The organism is Limnobacter litoralis (assembly GCF_030160455.1).
GTDB classification, from domain to species: domain Bacteria; phylum Pseudomonadota; class Gammaproteobacteria; order Burkholderiales; family Burkholderiaceae_B; genus Limnobacter; species Limnobacter litoralis.
In genome coordinates, this window is record NZ_BSOJ01000018.1 from 19,592 (window position 1) to 37,037 (window position 17,446).

Consider the following 17,446-nt stretch of genomic DNA (forward strand, 5'->3'; position numbering starts at 1 on the left):
TCGTGCAAGCCAATTAACCCTGCTTTTCACACTTCTTCATGAATGAATTTTTGGCGGCGCCTGCCAGCTTCTTGCCGTTTTTGTCCACGGCCTTCTCGGCGCATGATGTTTTCTTTTCCATGGCTTCACACTTCTTGATGGACGAGGCCTTAGCTGCACCAGTCAAAGGTTTGCCTGTTTTGCTGACCGCTTTGGCTTCACAGGTGGACTGCGAAGCGGCTGGCGCAGCAGTTTGAGCGAACACCGGAGTGGCGAACAACAGTGCTGCGATCAATGCGATTTTTTTCATGAATTCTTCCTCATCGGGACAAGAAATGGAACCTGCAGTGTGTCAGAAAGCAGGGCGTTTGTGTAGCTTAAAACGCGCTTAACAATCTAACCGTTGACAGGCTCAGCCCTACACCGCGCGCGCCAGGGTGTCTGCGATTGATCGGGCGGCCTGCGCTGCCGGTGACCTCTTGAGGTAAGCCTGCGCCTGCTCGGTGGACCCTTCTTTGGCGGGGTTGTACCAAGGGCCGAAGTAAGACAGGTTCGACAAGGCCAGCCAAAGTGGCTTGGGCAGCAAACCCTTTTTGGCCGTTTTTTGCCATTGCAACCACACCCAAGGCTTGAAGACAGAGGGTTTTTTGGCCGCAAACCGGGGGTCTTGCCCCATGACGTGTGCAGCGCCGTCGACCCACAGTCCGAAAATCATCGGCACCACGATGGCCGCCAGGTAATAACGCGACAGGTAGTCACCCCCCAGGTGCTGGTACAGATCGAAAGCCACATTGCGATGTTCAATTTCCTCTGCGCCATGCCAGCGGATCAGATCCAGCAGCATGGCGTCGGCACCTGCCTTGTCCCACTGGTCGTTTTCAAGCGCGTACTTGCCCAACACGCAGGTCATGTGTTCAATGGTGGCCACCAAGCCCAGGCGCAACAGCAGCCAGCGCTTTTCAAACCACTTGGGTACAGGCTTGCCAAATGGCGAGTCGGCCAGCACCTGTTCAAATAAAAAATTCATCACAGCCTGGTTGCGGCTTGAGTTGATTCCGCGTTCTTCCAGGTAATTGGAAATGGCGTCGCTGTGGCCGCGCGCGTGCATCGCTTCTTGTTTGATGAAGCCGCGCACGTCCTCTTTCAACTTGGCGTCGGTAATCATGGGCAGCGCCTTGTTGTACAGGCGACAAAACCAGAATTCACCGGCCGGCAAAATCATGTTGATTTCGTTGATGAAGTGGCTTGCGAAAGGTTCGCCCGGAATCCAGTCCAACTCCGTGTGTTCCCAGTCAAACTGAACTTTACGCTGCTCAAGCGCGGTGTCGGTGCGAGAGGCGGGGCGCTTGGTGGTGCGACCGAGTTTGTCCAGCAGCGTAGTCATGGGGTCTCCAGAGTCATAGTGGAATTTTGTTCTCAAGCAATCTAACCGTTACAGTTTGTAATGTAAATGTGCGCTGCAACAGAACGCGGAAATTTCTGTTCAAACTGTGTTTTCACTGCACCTGACAGCCCGCAAGCACAGTCAAATGGCCGTACACTAATTACGCTAACTTATGGAGGTAGGCATGATCGGTTACACAGTGTTGGGCACCAATGATCTGGATGGCAGCAAGGCATTTTTTGACCAGCTTTTGGCACCCTTGGGCGCGAAGCGTTTGATGGAAATGCCACGTGGCGTGATGTACGGCACTGCTTTAAATCAGGCTTTTTTGGGTGTCATGAAGCCCTACAATGGGGATGCGGCACAGTGTGGCAACGGCACCATGGTGGGTTTGGCGGGTGCCAGCCGCGACCAGGTTGATGAAGTCTACAAACTGGCCATCGAACAATTGGGGTGCACTTGTGAGGGCGCACCCGGCGAACGCATGCCCGGGTTTTATGCCGCTTACTTCCGCACACCCGAGGGGCACAAGTTCAACATCTTCAAAATGGGTTGATCCCGAGGTGTTACGCTTGTAAGCTCACCCAGGGCGCTGTCTTGGTGCCCTTTTTTTTGATATGAACATCTGTTTGATGATCTGCACCGTTTTATAACCAAGCAATGCGCTTAGCCGATGATGCTTAACGACAATGAATTAAAAGGCCTGCTGGTGCGAACCGCCCGTGGGGACCAGGCTGCTTTTTCTGCCCTGTATGAAAAATCAGCGCCGGTGTTGTTGTCTGTGGCCAATCGAATCGTGGGCCGAAAAGAGCTGGGCGAAGAAGTGCTCCATGACGTTTTTGTCAAGGTGTGGCACAAGTCCAGAGAATTTGACCCCAAGGTTACGCAGGTAACCGCCTGGCTGATTGCGATGACCCGAAATCGGGCTCTGGATTTGGTAGCGAGTGCCAATGTGTCAAAAATGAATTTGGTGGACACCACCGATGAAGCCGTGCAAACCGCCCTGGATGTTTGCCTGAGTCAGGCTGACTTGTCGGATCGATCCGACAATCCGCTGGACGCTGAAGAGGCTCGTCAATCCATTGGCCATCTAAGACACTGTATCGAGGCTTTAAAGCCTGAGGAAAAGCAGATGGTGGCGCTTGCTTATTATCACGGGATGAGCCATCAGGCGCTTTCCGATCACCTTGATCGGCCGTTGGGTACCGTGAAGACTGTGTGCAGACGGGCCATGGCCCGATTGAAAGAATGTGTTGAGCAGTGCACAAGTGGAGGTGCACGATGAATTTGAAAAATCACCCCAAGCTGGATGCCCTGTGCATGGAGTACCTGTCGGGACTGATGTCCCCGAGAGTGCGAGCACGGTTTACCCAAGCTTTGCACCGCGATCCGGATCTGCTTCGTTATCTTCATTCAATGGAGCAAACCGTCACGCCAAGCTATGGCAATATTGATCCAGAACAGCCTAGCCCCAGGGTTTGGGCACGCATCAATCACTCCCTGGGGTTGGAAAGCCGCGCGCCATCTACAAAACCTGGCTTGTTTGCACAGTTGGTTCAATGGTTTGTTCAAATGCCGCGCTGGGTGCCTGCGCTTTACCTCAGCACCTTCCTGATGATCGTGGGTACGGGCCTGTTTTTGTATGGGCCAGGTCATCTGGGCACCGAACCAGCGCTGGTGTTTGCGCAAGTGGACGCTGGTAGGTTGAGCCTGAAAGTGCAGGGGCATGACCATGCCATGCAATTCAGTTCGGTTCTGGTTGCACAGGCCAGTGGCAACCAGGTGCTGGAGCTTTGGCTGATTCCGCACGGACAAACCACTCCCGTGGCCGTCGGTGTGCTTAAGCAGGGTTCTTCAATTGCCGTGCAAGCGGACAATCTGATGCCTGCCCTCATTGAAGGGGCAACCCTGGCTGTGTCGGTGGAACCTGCTGGTGGATCACCTTCAAGTGGACCCACCGGGCCCGTGACTATTTTGCAGAAAGCTTGATCGCATGCGCTGTCCTTGATCGAAAGACGCTATCCTTGGCGAATTCGATCAAAGGACGGAATTCATGCTGTTAAACCACGAAGAATCTCAACTTGTATTCATCGACTATCAAGAAAAGTTGATGCCCGCCATTTCGGACGGTGATTTTGTGCTGTCCAACGCGATTAAGCTGGCCAAGCTCGCCAAAAAAATGGGAGTGCCGGCGCATGCAACAGAGCAAATGCCCGAAAAGCTGGGTAGGCTCGATTCAACGCTTTTGGGTTTGTGTAAAGGCACCTTGGTTAAATCGTCATTTAATGCTTGTGCAGACGGGTTGGTTGATTTACTCAAGCCCAAGGCAAAAAGTGGCAACGCCCGTAGTCTGCCCAAACACCTTCAGAAAAACGAATCCGATATTCAAAGGCCGAGTGTTTTAATCGCAGGTGTTGAAGCCCACATCTGTTTGATGCAAACCGCGCTTGATTTGCTGGATCAGGAATTTGAGGTGTGGGTGGTAACCGACGCATGTGGTTCACGAACAGAAAGAAACCGCGACGCTGCATTTGACCGCCTTGCCGGCAATGGCGCTGAATTAATTACCACCGAAATGGTGATCTACGAATGGTTAGAAAGTGCAGAAAATGAACATTTTAAATACGCACTTGAACTGGTTAAATAATACTTAATTTTTAAAATTTGTAATTCGATAATAATCCGATTACAATCGGAAACACCGAATTCATATCCATTAAAGGTCAAAATGAAAAAAGTAAATCTGTCAGCACTGAGCAGCGCAGAACTGAACGCATTGAAAGCAGACATCGACAAAGAATTGGCAGATCGCTCTTCCAAATTGAAAGCCATTGAAGAGGTCAAAAAACTGGCCGCAGACAAAGGCATCAAGCTGGACGATTTGATTGCTGAGCTGGGCGGAAAGGCTGCTCCAAAAGGCAAGCGTGAATTGGGTCCAGCCCCCATTCGCTTCCGTCATCCACACGACGCCTCATTGACATGGTCTGGCCGTGGCAAGCGCCCCAACTGGATGAAAGATGCACTGGCCAAGGGCATTACTGAGGCACAAATGGCTGTCTAAGCCCTTCTTGGGTTCATGAAAAAAGCCTGTCATTTGACAGGCTTTTTTTATGCTCGACTTTTTAAGCGATTTACAAGCCACGCGCCAGGTCGTTTTGAAGATCTTTAAAATCTTCCAGACCAATTGCCAATCGAATAAGACCTTGCTTAATACCGGCTGCCTGTCTGGCTTCGGGGCTTAATCGACCGTGTGTGGTGGTACCGGGGTGGGTAATCGTGGTCCGGGTGTCGCCCAAGTTGGCAGTGATTGAAATCATTTGCGTTGAGTCAATCAATTTCCAGGCTGCCTCTCGCGCCTTTTCTTCCGATTCGGCTTTCAGGTCGAAAGACACAATGGCGCCCCCAGTTTTCTGCTGCTTCATGGCCAGGGCGTGTTGTGGATGGCTTTCAAGGCCGGGATAATAAACCCGCTCTACGGCCGGGCTGGCTTCCAGCCATTTGGCAATTTGCAGGGCTGTTTCAGACTGAGCCATCATTCTGATTTTCAGCGTTTCAAGCCCCTTCAACAAAACCCACGCGTTAAACGCAGACAGCGTAGGCCCCGCAGTTCTTAATACAGGCAATACCTTGTCTTTGAGCAGGTCTTTTTTGCCGCAAATGGCGCCGCCCAATACCCGGCCTTGGCCGTCCAGGTATTTGGTGGCTGAATGAATAATAATGTCTGCGCCAAATTCAACTGGTTTTTGCAAAGCGGGCGTACAAAAGCAGTTGTCCACCACACTCAATATATTGTGTTTGTGCGCCAAGTCACTCAAAGCCTGAATATCAATGACTTCAGTCAGCGGGTTTGAGGGTGTTTCCACATAAAACAGTTTGGTGTTGGGGCGAATGGCCTTTTCCCAGGCTGCAAGGTCGGTGCCCTCTACAAACGTGGTCTCAATGCCAAAACGCGCCAGAATATTCACAAACAGTTGAACCGTTGCCCCAAACAGGCTTTTGGAGGTGACCATGTGGTCGCCTTGGCTCATCAAGCCCATGCAGGCGGTGGTAATGGCTGCCATGCCAGAGGCAGTTGCCAGGCAGTATTCAGTGCCTTCCAGCACCGCCAGGCGCTCTTCAAACATCTGCACGCTGGGGTTGGTAAAGCGCGCGTACACGTTGCCTTCTTCGGTGCCGGCAAAGCGCGCTGCGGCTTGTGCTGCAGAATCGAAGACGAAACTGGACGTCAGGAACATCGCCTCGGAATGCTCACCAAAAGGCGTGCGCTTGGTGCCGCTGCGAATGGCCTGGGTCGAGGTGTCCCACTGGCTTGGGGCGGTGTGGTCTTGCTTGCTCATATTGACTTATTGTCCTGTGTTCAGCGGTTTAACTATGCAACAGCCCCAAGGCCTTGCGCAAGGCGTCGGCGGGTCTCTTCGCGGCCAAACAACACGATCACCTTGTCGATTGAAGGGGTGTGTGTAATGCCGGTCAGCAACACGCGCAACGGCATGGCCAGTTTGGGCATTTTCAGGTTGTGGGCTTTGATGGTGGACTTGATCAGCCCGCTGATGGCCTCGTGAGACCACTCTGCGCTTTCCAGCGCACTCTGAAACTCCAGCAGGGCCTCTTTGACTCCAGCTTCTTCCAGCATGGGCAGAAGTGTTTCCTTCACATCGCCAACCGGGCGGTAAAACAGGGCCGCTTCGTCGCGAAGTTGCACAAGGGTAGAGGCGCGTTCAAGCACCAAGGCCAACACATCCTGAAGGGCTGGCCCGCTTTCGGTTGAATGGCCCGCCTGCGCAAGCCGTTTCTGTGTTTCCGACAACAGATAGGCTGGGTCGGCCTGCTTCATGTAATGGGCATTGACCCAGGCCAGCTTTTCGGGATCGAACTGTGCGGCCGATTTGGACAGGCTTGTGGAATCAAACCATTGAACCAGCTGGTCGCGACTGAAAATTTCGTCGTCGCCGTGGCTCCAGCCGAGGCGCGCCAGGTAGTTGATCATGGCGTCGGGCAAAAAGCCCTCGTCGTCGTATTGGGTAACAGCCACCGCGCCGTGCCGCTTGGACAGCTTTTCGCCATCGGGGCCTAGAATCATCGGGATGTGGCCGTACACAGGTTGATCGCCGCCAATCGCCCGTAGAATGTTGATCTGCCGGGGCGTGTTGTTGATGTGGTCGTCGCCACGAATCACGTGGGTGATCTTCATTTCCCAGTCGTCAACCACCACGCAGAAGTTGTAGGTTGGCGTGCCGTCTTGCCGGGCGATGATCAGATCGTCCAGTTCTTCGTTGTTGATCGAAATGGGGCCCTTCACCAAATCATCCCAGCTGACGGCACCCGTCAGCGGGTTTTTGAAGCGAATAACGGGCTTTACCCCCTCTGGCGGAGTGGGAAGTACTTTTCCGGGCTCGGGTCGCCAAGTGCCGTCATAACGCATGCGCTGTCCATTTTTACGCTGCTGTTCGCGCATTTGATGCAAATCGTCCTGACTACAATAACAAGGGTAGGCATGTCCCTCGGCCAGCAATTTTTCAATCATTGCGGTGTAGCGGTCCATGCGCTGCATTTGATAGAAAGGGCCTTCGTCGTAGTCCAGCCCCAGCCAGTGCATGCCGTCCAGAATGGCTTGCACAGCCTGTGGGGTGGACCGTTCAAGGTCGGTGTCTTCGATGCGCAAAATGAACTGACCACCGTGGTGGCGGGCAAATGCCCAGCTGTACAGCGCAGTTCTGGCCCCGCCCAGGTGCAGGTAACCGGTCGGGCTGGGTGCAAAACGCGTACGGATGTTCGGATTAGTGCTGTTTGTTGGCATTTGATTAGTGACTTTTTTTCAAAGAACTTTTATTATAAGTTCAAGTAAATTGTTAAGTAACGTTATGAGCTCGTTCGATCGTCGGTCTTTTTTAAGGGCAGTCAGCACGCTGGCTGTCATCGGTTCTTCCGAGTTGTTCCTGACCAAAGGTGTTTTGGCCGCAGGTGCAGACATGACACCGCCCCCGGATTTGTTTGATCCGTCGCTGGTGGACCTGACCTTCTGGCTTCAGCCCAGAACGCTGTACATGGTGCGTCCGCAGTCGGGTGAACGCCTGAAGCTGACCTACTGGAAAGACGGCAACATCAATCACGACGCTTATGCGCAAATCTGCGAACTGCTGCGCGACGTTCAAGCCAGTATTGTATATCGCATGGACACCCAACTGATTGACACCCTGTGGGCTGCGCAGGCTTTTGTTCGCCGCTATGGCATTGACGCGCCGATTGAAATCACCTCGGGATACCGGTGCCCGGCCACCAATGCAAAGCTGATTGAGCGTGGCTTGCCCGCTGCACGCAATTCATTGCACATGCGCGGCCAGGCTGCTGATTTTCGGCTGAATGGCTTGAACACCCGTGTGCTCGGAGAGCTCGTTCAGGGCTTTCGCGCAGGCGGCGTTGGTTTTTACTTTCGAGTGGGTGCAAAAGGTGGCTGGATTCACGCTGACACGGGCCCTGAACGTGAATGGCATGGTTAAATAAGCAATCCGCATAATTTGACGAGGGTGGGTTGTTGGCAGTACTAAGCACCAGTTCGCGCTTGGGGCGCTGTTTACTGAACGGCACACTTGGCCTGCTGGCTTCGGCCTTGCTGCTGGCCTGTACGCAGGGCGGAAATAACCCATACCCCAGAAGCGGAAACGATTCCAACGCATCCACGCTCTATTCCGCATTCTCTTCTCGGCCCAAACACCTCGACCCTGCTTTGAGTTACGCCTCGGACGAGGCCGAGTTTACCTATCAGATCTACGAACCGCTGTTTCAGTATCACTACCTGAAGCGACCCTACACGCTTGAACCGCTGGTGGCCACTGAAATGCCTGTGCCGCAGTACCTGGACAAGTCTGGGCATGTATTGCCAGAAGCAGCACCTGCTGCGCAGGTTGCCACCAGTGTGTACACCATTCATTTGAAAAAAGGGGTGATGTACCAGCCGCACCCCGCTTTTGCCAAAGACGCACAAGGTCACAGCCTCTATTTGAATCTGGGCGCAAGTGCAGCCAATTACGATTCGCCCCTGCAATTCAAGGTGCAGGGCACGCGTGAATTGACCGCGGATGACTATGTGTATGAAATCAAGCGCTTGGCCAGTTCCCGGTTTGTTTCGCCGATCTTTGGCCACATGAGCGAATACATCGTCGGTCTGTCCGATCTGGCCAAGGCCCTGCAAGCGCATGACAAAGCACAGCTTCAGGCACTGCAAAGCCAAGCGGGCGCCGGTTTAACTGTTGGCACCGATGATCTGCCCTGGCTCGATTTGCGCCAATTCGATCTTTCAGGCGTCAAGGCACTTGACCCTTACACTTTGCAAATCCGCGTGCATGGCAAATACCCCCAGTTTTTGTATTGGTTGTCCATGCCGTTTTTCGCGCCTGTGCCCTGGGAGGTGGACGCCTTCTACAGCCAGAAAGGTTTCGAGAAGCACAATTTGAACCTTGACTGGTGGCCCGTGGGCACCGGGGCTTACATGCTGACCGAAAACAACCCCAACAGCCGGATGGTGCTCAGCCGAAATCCGAATTTTCGGGGTGAACCTTATCCTTCCGAGGGCGCGCCGGGTGACCGAGAGCAGGGCCTTCTGGCCGATGCAGGCAAAACCATGCCTTTTATTGACAGAGCCGTTTTTACCCGCGAGCAGGAAAGCATCCCTTATTGGAACAAGTTCTTGCAGGGCTACTACGACAGTTCAGGCTTGAGTTCTGACACGTTTGACCAGGCCATCAAATCGTCGGCCAACGGCGATTCAACCCTGACCCCTGAAATGCAGGACAAGGGCATTCGGTTGGAGAAAAGCCTGGCCCCCAGCATTTACTACCTGGGCTTTAACTGGCTAGACCCCGTGGTGGGGCAGGGCAAAAATGCCCAAGACGCCCAGCGGGCCAGAAAGCTCAGGCAGGCCATCTCGATCGCGATGGATTGGGAGGAGTATTCCCAAATATTCACCAATGGCAGGGCGCTGCCAGCCCAAGGCCCCATTCCACCGGGCATTTTTGGCTACGACCCCAGCGAGAAGGGCATTAACCACGTGGTGTACGACGTGGTCAACGGCAAGCCAGTTCGCAAACCCATTGCTCAGGCCATGGCTTTGATGGCGCAGGCCGGCTACCCCAATGGCATAGACCCGGCCACCAAGCGCCCATTGCAACTGGCCCTTGACACCACGGGTGGCGGGCCCGGCGACAAAGCCCGCTTTGATTGGTATCGAAAGCAGTTTGCCAAATTGAACATTGATCTTGAAATTCGCGCCACCGACTGGAACCGCTTTCAGGACAAGGTCAAGAAGGGCAACACGCAAATGTTCTTTTTGGGCTGGAATGCCGATTACCCAGACCCGGAAAATTTCCTGTTTTTGCTCTATGGCCCCAACAGCCGAACCAAAGCGGGTGGCGAAAACGCGTCCAACTACGCCAACCCGCAGTTCGACGCCCTGTTTGAGCAGGTCAAGACCATGCCGAACAGCCCCGAGCGCGCCGCCTTGATCGAGAAAATGACAGCGCTGGTGCAAGAAGACGTGCCTTGGCTGTTCGCCTTCACGCCACAGAATTTTGGGCTGATCCACCAGTGGATGGGCAACGTCAAACCCAATGCACTGGCAAGAAACAACCTGAAATATGAACGCGTTGACACTGCACTGCGTGAAAAGGACCGTCTGGCCTGGAACCAGCCGCACTGGTGGCCCATTCCCGTAGGTGGCCTGATCTTCGTGGTGTTGGTGTTGCCCGCCTGGCTGGCATGGCGCAAACGCGAGCAAGCGACAGGCCTTCGCACCGACCTGGCTGAATACAGCAAAGGGGGCGGTCAATGACCTCGTATTTGCTTCGTCGAGTGGTGTATGGGCTGTTGGTGCTGTTGGGTGTCAACCTGATCACCTTTGCTCTGTTTTTCAAGGTCAACACCCCCGATGACATGGCGCGCATGGCGCTGGGTGGCAAACGGGTCACCCAGGAATCCATAGACCGCTGGAAGGCTGAACACGGCTACAACCTGCCGCTCTTGTACAACAGTGCAGAGCAGGGCACCGGCAGCCTGACCCACACCATTTTTTACCAGAAATCGGTGCCCATGTTCGTTGGCGATTTTGGTGAATCGGATGACGGGCGAAACATTGCCAACGAAATCAAGACCCGCGCAGGCCCCAGCCTTGCACTGGCCGTGCCGGTGTTCATTCTGGGCATTCTGCTCAACATTGCCTTGTCCCTGTTGCTGGTGTTTTTCCGGGGCACTTACCTGGATGTGGGGGGCGTGGTGATTTGCGTGGTTGCCATGTCCATCTCTGGTCTGTTTTACATCATCGGTGGGCAATACCTGTTTGCAAAAATGCTAAGCCTGGTGCCGATCTCGGGGTTCCAGCCCGGCTTGCAGGCTTGGCGTTTTCTGGTGCTTCCGGTGTTCATCGGCGTGGTCGGCGGCATCGGCAGTGGCACACGCTGGTACCGCACGATTTTCCTTGAAGAGGCCAACAAAGACTATGTACGCACGGCACGATCAAAGGGTTTGTCAGAGCTGCAGGTGCTGCGCAGGCATGTGCTGCGCAATGGGCTCATTCCGATTCTGACGGGCTCGGTCACGGTCATTCCACTGTTGTTCATGGGCTCGCTCATCACGGAATCCTTTTTTGGCATTCCCGGTTTGGGCAGCTACACGATTGATGCCATTCAGGCGCAAGACTTTTCCATCGTGCGGTCCATGGTCTTTATTGGTTCCGTGTTGTACATGGTCGGTCTGGTTTTGACCGATGTGGCCTACACGTTGGCGGACCCTCGCGTCCGTCTGAGTTGAGGAGCGCACGTTTACATGGTTCTTCATTTGTTGCTGACGGATTGGTTGATTTGGTTACTGGTGCTGGGCGTGTTGTTCTATGTGCGGCAGGTTGTTAAAAATCCTTTGTCACGTGCCTCATGGCATTTGGTGTTTCAGTCGCGCCTGGCCAGTGCCAGCGTGATTGTGCTTTTGTTTGCCGTCGGAATCACCTTGATGGACAGCGTGCACTTTCGCGTATCCGTCAAAGATCAGGCGCGCTATACCTCCCCCATTGTGTCGGGCCTTGACCTTGCCTTGGGGCCCTTGGCCTGGCAACGTGAAAAGTCGTATTCTGCGCCCTTCGCATTGACGGGCTTGAGCAAGGAAGTGGAACTCGTCAATGGAAAGCCGGAACGGGTATATCCACGTCTGAAATTTGGTGGAGCCCATCTGACCAGCGCCGCCGATCAATCCAGAGACTTGTGGGTACGCGCCTACAAGGGCCTGCTGGCGGGTGCCATGGTGTGGAGTTTGGTTGGTATGGCAGGCTGGCTGGTGCGCAGGCACGCCAGTGCTACCCTACAACACGTCAGTTGGATGTCGTCCAATCCGGCGTATCGGGCGGCCCTGTGGACCCTGCTGGTGATGTGTCTGCTGGCGGGGCTGTTGTGGCAGTTCGCCAGCGCCTATCATGTGTTCGGCACCGACAAGGTGGGTCTGGATGTGTTCTACAGTGCCCTGAAAAGCTTGCGCACCGCCATGTTGATCGGTCTGTTAAGCACGCTGTTAACCCTGCCTTTGGGCATCTCGCTGGGCCTGGTGGCTGGCTATTTCAAGGGTTGGGTGGATGACCTGGTGCAGTACATTTACACCACATTGAATTCCATTCCCTCTGTGCTGTTGATTGCTGCTGCAGTGTTGATTCTGCAGGTTGCGCTTGACAATCACCCCGACGCCTTCGCCAGCTCGATTGAGAAGGGAGACCTGCGCTTGTTCTTTTTGTGCCTCATTCTTGGGCTGACCAGTTGGACGGGCTTGGCCCGGCTGCTGCGTGGCGAGGTTTTGAAAATGCGAGAGCAGGACTACGTGCTTGCTGCGCGCGCCTGCGGGGTTTCCCACGCCAAAATTCTGTATCGCCATTTGCTGCCCAATTTGATGCACTTGGTGTTAATCGGCCTGGTCATGGATTTTTCAAGTCTGGTTCTGGCCGAGGCGGTGTTGTCCTATGTGGGTGTGGGGGTAGACCCCTCCACCTTTTCCTACGGCACCATGATTAACGCTGCGCGTTTGGAGCTGAGCCGCGAACCCTTGGTGTGGTGGAGTCTGGCCGCTGCCTTCGTGTTCATGTTGAGCCTGGTGTTGTCTGCCAACCTGTTTGCCGATGCAGTCAGGGACGCCTTTGACCCCAGGGCCCGCCAGTTGAAATTGTCGCTGGTCAGGGTCTGAGGAGAAAACCATGAGTGCACAAACTCTGCTGGACATTCAAAACCTAACCACCCGATTGGCTTCTGAGGCGGGTTGGGTTCAGGCCATTGAAGACCTGGCTTTGTGTATTGAACGGGGTCAGACTTTTGCGCTGGTGGGCGAATCCGGTTGCGGTAAATCCATGACGGCACTCAGCATTGCCCGCCTGTTGCCAGACTGCGGGGCCATTGTTGCAGGCAGCGTGGAACTTGCGGGGCACAATACACAAAGTGCGGGGCAAGACCTTTTGCGCATCAGCGAGTCGGCCATGCGCGGGGTGCGTGGCAAACGCATCTCCATGATTTTCCAGGAGCCCGGCACCAGCCTCAATCCCGTGATGACGGTGGGCGATCAACTGACCGAGGTCATCGGCCTGCACACCGGTGTAAGCCCTCAACAAGCGCGTGCTGAGGCCGCCAATTGGCTTGAAAAAGTCGGTATACCTGATCCGGTGGCGCGCCTTGCCCAATATCCATTCGAAATGTCGGGCGGTCAAAAGCAGCGTGTCATGATTGCAATGGCTTTGGCTGTCAAGCCAGACCTGTTGATTGCCGATGAGCCCACCACTGCGCTGGACGTGTCCATTCAGGCCCAGGTGCTGGATTTGCTGAGCCAATTGCAAAAAGAGCAGGGCATGGCCATGTTGTTGATTACGCATGATCTGGCCATTGTGAAAAGCATGGCCGATCACGTGGGGCTGATGTACGCCGGCCAACTGGTGGAATCGGCCTCGGTGGACACCTTTTTTGCACAGCCCAGTCACCCCTATGCGCGTGCGCTGATGCGTGCATTGCCTCGTGCCGATCAGCGTGGGCAGGCGCTGTATGCCTTGCCGGGACGGGTGCCACCCTTGGTCAATCCGCCAGCGGGTTGTCGGTTTGCCTCGCGGTGTGAACACGCACGATCCGCCTGCTCGGAGGGGCCGGTCGAATTGGCCGCACTGGGCAACAGCGATCACTCGGTGCGGTGCATCCGTGTGAACGAGATCGTGCAGCTTGTGGCCCCTTCCAATGTAGTTGGCGCTGAACTGAAGCCGAAAACGGCCGGTCGCGTTCGACTTGAAGTGCGCGACTTGAAAGTCGCCTACGCACAAAAGAGTGGCCTGTTCAGCACGCGGTACAAGCCTGTGCTGAAGGGGCTGAGTTTTCAGTTGCGTCAGGGGCAAACTGTGGCACTGGTGGGCGAATCCGGCTCTGGAAAAACCACGGCAGCCCGCGCGTTGCTTGGATTGCTGGCAGATTCCGCCCGAATTGAAGGGCAGGCCCTGCTGGATGGTCAGGCATTGTGGGGGGCAGGCGCAGATTCCAGCTTGCAGTGGCGACGAACGATTCAGTTTGTATTTCAGGATCCCTTTGCGTCTTTGAACCCAAGACACCGCATCGCAGAAATCCTGGAAGAGCCATTGTTGGCCTTGTGCCCGGACCTAACGGCAGAACAGCGTAAGGCCCGTGTGGCTGAGGTGCTTGAGCAAGTCAATCTGCCCGTTGAAAACCTGACGCGCTTTCCGCATGAGTTTTCAGGCGGTCAACGCCAGAGAATTGCAATTGCCAGGGCCTTGGTGTCCCGTCCGGCTGTGTTGATCTGCGATGAACCAACTTCCGCACTGGACGTGTCAGTGCAAGCGCAAATTCTAAACTTGCTCGGGGACCTTCAGCGCCAAACTGGCGTGGCCATGCTGTTCATTACCCACAACCTGGCCGTGGTTGAATATTTGGCGGACGAGGTGATTGTCTTGAAAACGGGCGAGGTGGTCGAGCAAGGCAATGCCACCGAATTGTTTGCAAACCCCGTACACGACTACACAAAAGGTTTGTTGGCTGCAGCCCCCCGATTGTAAGGGCCTTTAGCCGTTCCAGTCTGTCCTGCTGGCCGAGCCAGGTACGGTCAGGTCCATGCCAACGTGCAAAACACTGTGTGTTTTCAGTCCATTGGCAGCCATCAAGCTGTGCACTGACACTTTCAGCTTGTGCGCAATGCCACCTATGGTGTCGCCTTTGCGCACTTTGTAGCTGCGCCCGGGTTTGCGGGTGGGTGGCTTGTAGTTTTTCAGGCTGGATTTGATTTCATCGGCTTTGTCGATGGGCACCAGCAAGGTTTGGCTCTGAGAGGCGACAAGCACCGGTTGCTTCAGCCCTGGGTTTAATTGCCTGAATTCTTCAAGCTTCAGCCCCGTCATTTTGGCCAGTTCGCGCAAATCCAGATCGCTTTTGCGCTTGATCGCCACAAAGTAGGGCGCATTGGGCACATCTGGCAGGCTGACCCGGTATTGTTTTGGCGCACTGATGATGTTTTTCAAGGCTTGCAACTTCGGTACGTAGGCGGCTGTCTCTGCTGGCAGGTCAAGATTACGAAGTATCGGTTCACGCCCCGCATCCTGGGCCTTTTGAATGGCCTTGGCCACTGAACCTTCACCCCAATTGAATGAGATCAGGGCCAGCTGCCAGTCGCCGTACATTTCATAGAGATACGTGAAATAGTCCAGAGCGGCTCGGGTGGAGGCCACCAGATCGCGCCGCTCGTCAACCCATTCGTTCTGTTTCAGTTTGAAGTGCTGCCCCGTACTGGGAATGAATTGCCAAAGACCAGCGGCTGATGAGCTGGAGCGCGCGTGGGGATTGAATTTGCTTTCGATGAACGGAATTAAAGCGAGTTCGGTGGGCAAGCTGCGCTTTTCACATTCCTTGGCGATGTAGTAAATGTAGGGCTCTGAATCCTGAAGCATGGCTTCCAATGACCCTCGATGTCGCAGCCAGATATTCGTCTGGCTTTTGACAGCTGCGCCATTGACATCCGGAATGGCAAATCCTCGTCGAATGGCACCCCACACTTCCCCATCGTCGCGCGTCAGATCCACCGACACCAGTTTGCTGCTGGCAGGCGCCTTCAGCTCAACGCCCTCGATGGGTGGTGCCGGTTGCACTTCCACTTCCCGGGTGGGTTCAAGTGCGGCGGTTGTGGCCGGAGCTTGCTCGATGTTTGGCGTTGCAGAAACACCTTCCTGAGCGGTGGTGCAGCCACATGAAAACAGCACCATCAAGCCCGCAAGGCCCCGTGCGGTCGTTGTGCGCCAGCAAGTTGGCTTTTCGTAATTGTTGTATTTTTTCAATGACTTAAAGTCGATTCGACTTGGCTCGTTTCAAGTTAGGGTTCGATCCTAAGTCGAGAACGACCTTTGAGTCAACCGAGAATTCCCGACTCCCTCCTTGTGTGGATGCCCGAATTTTTGCCAGTTCAAGGGGTTCAAAATGTGTCTTTTGCAGACCTCAAGCGCGCAAACTCCGCCACAGTGTTCGCGCGCAGAAAGACATTGCCCAGACGTTCAGTTTTCAGGCGTGTCGGTATTGTACTGATGCCCCGCCCACGCATGTCTTTCACCTCGGCGTGCCTGGCCTGAATGTCGGGATCGTCCGGGAATTCGTGAAGTGCGAAATTCATGTTGGACATCGTGTACTCGTGTGCGCAAAAAACAAGGGTGTGTGCGGGCAGGCGGTTTAACAACTGAAGCGAATCGAACATCTGTTGGGCCGTGCCTTCGAACAATCGACCACAGCCACCGGAAAAAAGGGTGTCACCGCAAAACAACCAGCAAGGCGCATCGGGACGCTCTGTCGTTCGGAAGTCGATCACAAAGGCAAGGTGGTCGAGTGTGTGCCCAGGCACAGCGAGAGTTTGCAAGGTCAGGCCGGCCCACTGCAAGGTGTCCTCGTGCGCTGCAGTTTGCGTCACGGTGGGTATGCGCGGATTGTCAGGGCCATACACAGGTAGTTCGGGTTGCCCGGACGCCTTCAGCAGCGCCGCAACTCCGCCAGTGTGATCCGGGTGGTGATGCGTCACCAGAATGCCGCTAAGATGGTAACCTGTGGCTGTCAAAAAGCCTTGAACGCTGTCAGCACACCCTGGGTCCACCAGCAAGGTTTGCCCGCTAGGCTGGTGAACAATGGCCCACAGATAATTGTCATTGAATGCAGGAATGCCATGAACGGACCAATCCCCATGTTGGGTAGCAAGAAATGATTCCATCTGAGCCTCTTGACGATCTGAATGAGTTACAGCTTCAGATGTTAACACTCGACGCCTGGTTGTCTGGCCCGCGCGGGCGCTACATCGTGCGCAGGGAGCAGCAATGGATGGACGCCACCGTACCGGATTTGTTTGGCTTTCGGGCCGTGCAACTGGGCACTCGCATGCTGGACGGTTTGCGCGAAAACCGGATTCCACATCGGGCTTACCTTACCCAGGGTTTGGCCGCCAGTCATCCGCTTGACGCAACGCCTTTGAGTCCACCGGACTGTGTGGCCAACTTTCTTGAGTTGCCCTTTGAGTCACAGTCTCTGGATCTCATTGTCATGCCGCATGTGCTTGAGTTTTCAGAAGACCCCCACCAGCTGCTGCGGGAAGTGGAGCGTGTGTTGATGCCCGAAGGGCGCGTTATCATCACTGGCTTTAACCCCATGTCGGCTTGGGGTTTGCATCACGGCCTGTTCAAACGCTGGGGAAAAATTTGGCCTGATGGTTGTCAGCCTCTGCACATCAGTCGCTTGAAAGATTGGTTAAAATTGCTGTCCTTCGAACCCGAGCTGGGTCGGTTCGGGTGCTATCGCCTGCCTTTCGCCTCTGAAAAGAAGCTTGAAAGAATGGATTTTATGGAAAAAGCAGGTGATCGATGGTGGCCCGTGTGTGGTGCCGTGTACTTTGTCTGCGCGGTCAAACGCGTGCGTGGCATGCGCCTGGTCGGGCCTGCGTTCAAACAAAAGCGATTGAGCGTTAAAAACCTGAAGCCGGCCGCCAGCCAACAATTGATCAACCAAAAGCCCGACGATGGGCACACCCCCTGTTCTTGAGGAGTTTTGATTTGTCAGA

Annotated in this window: 17 protein-coding genes; 11 read left to right on the forward strand and 6 right to left on the reverse strand. The window is 54.8% G+C overall.

Annotation, left to right across the window (positions count from 1 at the left end):
• Positions 1 to 13: 13 nt before the first annotated feature.
• The gene (locus QQJ87_RS09420; protein WP_284281425.1) at positions 14 to 289 is read right to left on the reverse strand and encodes a hypothetical protein; all 276 of its coding nucleotides are present in this window, start codon (positions 287 to 289) and stop codon (positions 14 to 16) included.
• A 108-nt stretch (positions 290 to 397) separates the two neighbouring features.
• Complete coding sequence (locus QQJ87_RS09425) at positions 398 to 1,363, reverse strand: metal-dependent hydrolase (RefSeq protein ID WP_284281426.1); 966 nt, start codon at positions 1,361 to 1,363, stop codon at positions 398 to 400.
• A gap of 184 nt (positions 1,364 to 1,547) precedes the next feature.
• Here QQJ87_RS09425 and QQJ87_RS09430 point away from each other — a divergent pair, with 184 nt between their 5' ends.
• The 5 genes from QQJ87_RS09430 (at position 1,548) to QQJ87_RS09450 (ending at position 4,424) form a co-directional block, all read left to right on the forward strand.
• Positions 1,548 to 1,919, forward strand: coding sequence for a VOC family protein (locus QQJ87_RS09430; protein WP_284281427.1), 372 nt, complete (start codon positions 1,548 to 1,550; stop codon positions 1,917 to 1,919).
• 117 nt (positions 1,920 to 2,036) lie between these two features.
• Complete coding sequence (locus QQJ87_RS09435) at positions 2,037 to 2,648, forward strand: sigma-70 family RNA polymerase sigma factor (protein ID WP_284281428.1); 612 nt, start codon at positions 2,037 to 2,039, stop codon at positions 2,646 to 2,648.
• On the forward strand, positions 2,645 to 3,352 hold the full coding sequence (locus QQJ87_RS09440; protein WP_284281429.1) for an anti-sigma factor: 708 nt from the start codon (positions 2,645 to 2,647) through the stop codon (positions 3,350 to 3,352). Before QQJ87_RS09435 ends, QQJ87_RS09440 begins: the two co-directional genes overlap by 4 nt.
• Positions 3,353 to 3,416: 64 nt before the next feature.
• Entirely contained in the window at positions 3,417 to 4,010 is a 594-nt protein-coding gene (locus QQJ87_RS09445) for an isochorismatase family protein (RefSeq protein WP_284281430.1), read from the forward strand.
• Between the two features lie 81 nt (positions 4,011 to 4,091).
• Complete coding sequence (locus tag QQJ87_RS09450) at positions 4,092 to 4,424, forward strand: H-NS histone family protein (protein ID WP_284281431.1); 333 nt, start codon at positions 4,092 to 4,094, stop codon at positions 4,422 to 4,424.
• 70 nt (positions 4,425 to 4,494) lie between these two features.
• On the opposite strand, the gene QQJ87_RS09455 is transcribed toward QQJ87_RS09450, so the two are convergent.
• Positions 4,495 to 5,700 (reverse strand): O-succinylhomoserine sulfhydrylase, encoded by a 1,206-nt coding sequence (locus tag QQJ87_RS09455; RefSeq protein WP_284281432.1) that lies wholly within the window; start codon positions 5,698 to 5,700, stop codon positions 4,495 to 4,497.
• Between the two features lie 32 nt (positions 5,701 to 5,732).
• A complete protein-coding gene (gene gltX, locus QQJ87_RS09460) occupies positions 5,733 to 7,160 on the reverse strand; it encodes a glutamate--tRNA ligase (RefSeq protein ID WP_284281434.1) in 1,428 nt (475 codons plus the stop codon).
• Between the two features lie 64 nt (positions 7,161 to 7,224).
• On the opposite strand from gltX, the gene QQJ87_RS09465 reads away from it, so the two are divergent.
• The 5 genes from QQJ87_RS09465 (at position 7,225) to QQJ87_RS09485 (ending at position 14,423) form a co-directional block, all read left to right on the forward strand.
• Positions 7,225 to 7,860 (forward strand): YcbK family protein, encoded by a 636-nt coding sequence (locus tag QQJ87_RS09465; protein WP_284281436.1) that lies wholly within the window; start codon positions 7,225 to 7,227, stop codon positions 7,858 to 7,860.
• Between the two features lie 77 nt (positions 7,861 to 7,937).
• A complete protein-coding gene (locus QQJ87_RS09470) occupies positions 7,938 to 10,187 on the forward strand; it encodes an ABC transporter substrate-binding protein (RefSeq protein ID WP_431310094.1) in 2,250 nt (749 codons plus the stop codon).
• A complete protein-coding gene (locus QQJ87_RS09475; protein WP_284281439.1) occupies positions 10,184 to 11,161 on the forward strand; it encodes an ABC transporter permease in 978 nt (325 codons plus the stop codon). Before QQJ87_RS09470 ends, QQJ87_RS09475 begins: the two co-directional genes overlap by 4 nt.
• Before the next feature lie 15 nt (positions 11,162 to 11,176).
• The gene (locus QQJ87_RS09480) at positions 11,177 to 12,568 is read left to right on the forward strand and encodes an ABC transporter permease (protein ID WP_284281440.1); all 1,392 of its coding nucleotides are present in this window, start codon (positions 11,177 to 11,179) and stop codon (positions 12,566 to 12,568) included.
• Positions 12,569 to 12,578: 10 nt separating this feature from the next.
• The gene (locus QQJ87_RS09485) at positions 12,579 to 14,423 is read left to right on the forward strand and encodes an ABC transporter ATP-binding protein (protein ID WP_284281441.1); all 1,845 of its coding nucleotides are present in this window, start codon (positions 12,579 to 12,581) and stop codon (positions 14,421 to 14,423) included.
• 6 nt (positions 14,424 to 14,429) lie between these two features.
• Here the strand turns inward: QQJ87_RS09485 and QQJ87_RS09490 are convergent, their stop codons facing one another.
• Together QQJ87_RS09490 and gloB are read right to left on the reverse strand one after the other, a co-directional pair.
• The gene (locus QQJ87_RS09490; RefSeq protein WP_284281442.1) at positions 14,430 to 15,692 is read right to left on the reverse strand and encodes a transglycosylase SLT domain-containing protein; all 1,263 of its coding nucleotides are present in this window, start codon (positions 15,690 to 15,692) and stop codon (positions 14,430 to 14,432) included.
• Between the two features lie 134 nt (positions 15,693 to 15,826).
• Entirely contained in the window at positions 15,827 to 16,606 is a 780-nt protein-coding gene (gloB, locus tag QQJ87_RS09495) for a hydroxyacylglutathione hydrolase (protein WP_284281443.1), read from the reverse strand.
• A gap of 38 nt (positions 16,607 to 16,644) precedes the next feature.
• On the opposite strand from gloB, the gene QQJ87_RS09500 reads away from it, so the two are divergent.
• Entirely contained in the window at positions 16,645 to 17,427 is a 783-nt protein-coding gene (locus QQJ87_RS09500; RefSeq protein ID WP_414674880.1) for a class I SAM-dependent methyltransferase, read from the forward strand.
• The last annotated feature ends 19 nt before the right edge of the window (positions 17,428 to 17,446 follow it).

What these genes read in the sequence shown, in the direction of transcription:
- QQJ87_RS09420 (WP_284281425.1), bottom strand. Translation starts at nt 289, where the DNA reads ATGAAAAAAATCGCATTGATCGCAGCACTGTTGTTCGCCACTCCGGTG.
- QQJ87_RS09425 (WP_284281426.1), bottom strand. Translation starts at nt 1,363, where the DNA reads ATGACTACGCTGCTGGACAAACTCGGTCGCACCACCAAGCGCCCCGCC.
- QQJ87_RS09430 (WP_284281427.1), top strand. Translation starts at nt 1,548, where the DNA reads ATGATCGGTTACACAGTGTTGGGCACCAATGATCTGGATGGCAGCAAG.
- QQJ87_RS09435 (WP_284281428.1), top strand. Translation starts at nt 2,037, where the DNA reads ATGATGCTTAACGACAATGAATTAAAAGGCCTGCTGGTGCGAACCGCC.
- QQJ87_RS09440 (WP_284281429.1), top strand. Translation starts at nt 2,645, where the DNA reads ATGAATTTGAAAAATCACCCCAAGCTGGATGCCCTGTGCATGGAGTAC.
- QQJ87_RS09445 (WP_284281430.1), top strand. Translation starts at nt 3,417, where the DNA reads ATGCTGTTAAACCACGAAGAATCTCAACTTGTATTCATCGACTATCAA.
- QQJ87_RS09450 (WP_284281431.1), top strand. Translation starts at nt 4,092, where the DNA reads ATGAAAAAAGTAAATCTGTCAGCACTGAGCAGCGCAGAACTGAACGCA.
- QQJ87_RS09455 (WP_284281432.1), bottom strand. Translation starts at nt 5,700, where the DNA reads ATGAGCAAGCAAGACCACACCGCCCCAAGCCAGTGGGACACCTCGACC.
- gltX (WP_284281434.1), bottom strand. Translation starts at nt 7,160, where the DNA reads ATGCCAACAAACAGCACTAATCCGAACATCCGTACGCGTTTTGCACCC.
- QQJ87_RS09465 (WP_284281436.1), top strand. Translation starts at nt 7,225, where the DNA reads ATGAGCTCGTTCGATCGTCGGTCTTTTTTAAGGGCAGTCAGCACGCTG.
- QQJ87_RS09475 (WP_284281439.1), top strand. Translation starts at nt 10,184, where the DNA reads ATGACCTCGTATTTGCTTCGTCGAGTGGTGTATGGGCTGTTGGTGCTG.
- QQJ87_RS09480 (WP_284281440.1), top strand. Translation starts at nt 11,177, where the DNA reads ATGGTTCTTCATTTGTTGCTGACGGATTGGTTGATTTGGTTACTGGTG.
- QQJ87_RS09485 (WP_284281441.1), top strand. Translation starts at nt 12,579, where the DNA reads ATGAGTGCACAAACTCTGCTGGACATTCAAAACCTAACCACCCGATTG.
- gloB (WP_284281443.1), bottom strand. Translation starts at nt 16,606, where the DNA reads ATGGAATCATTTCTTGCTACCCAACATGGGGATTGGTCCGTTCATGGC.
- QQJ87_RS09500 (WP_414674880.1), top strand. Translation starts at nt 16,645, where the DNA reads ATGTTAACACTCGACGCCTGGTTGTCTGGCCCGCGCGGGCGCTACATC.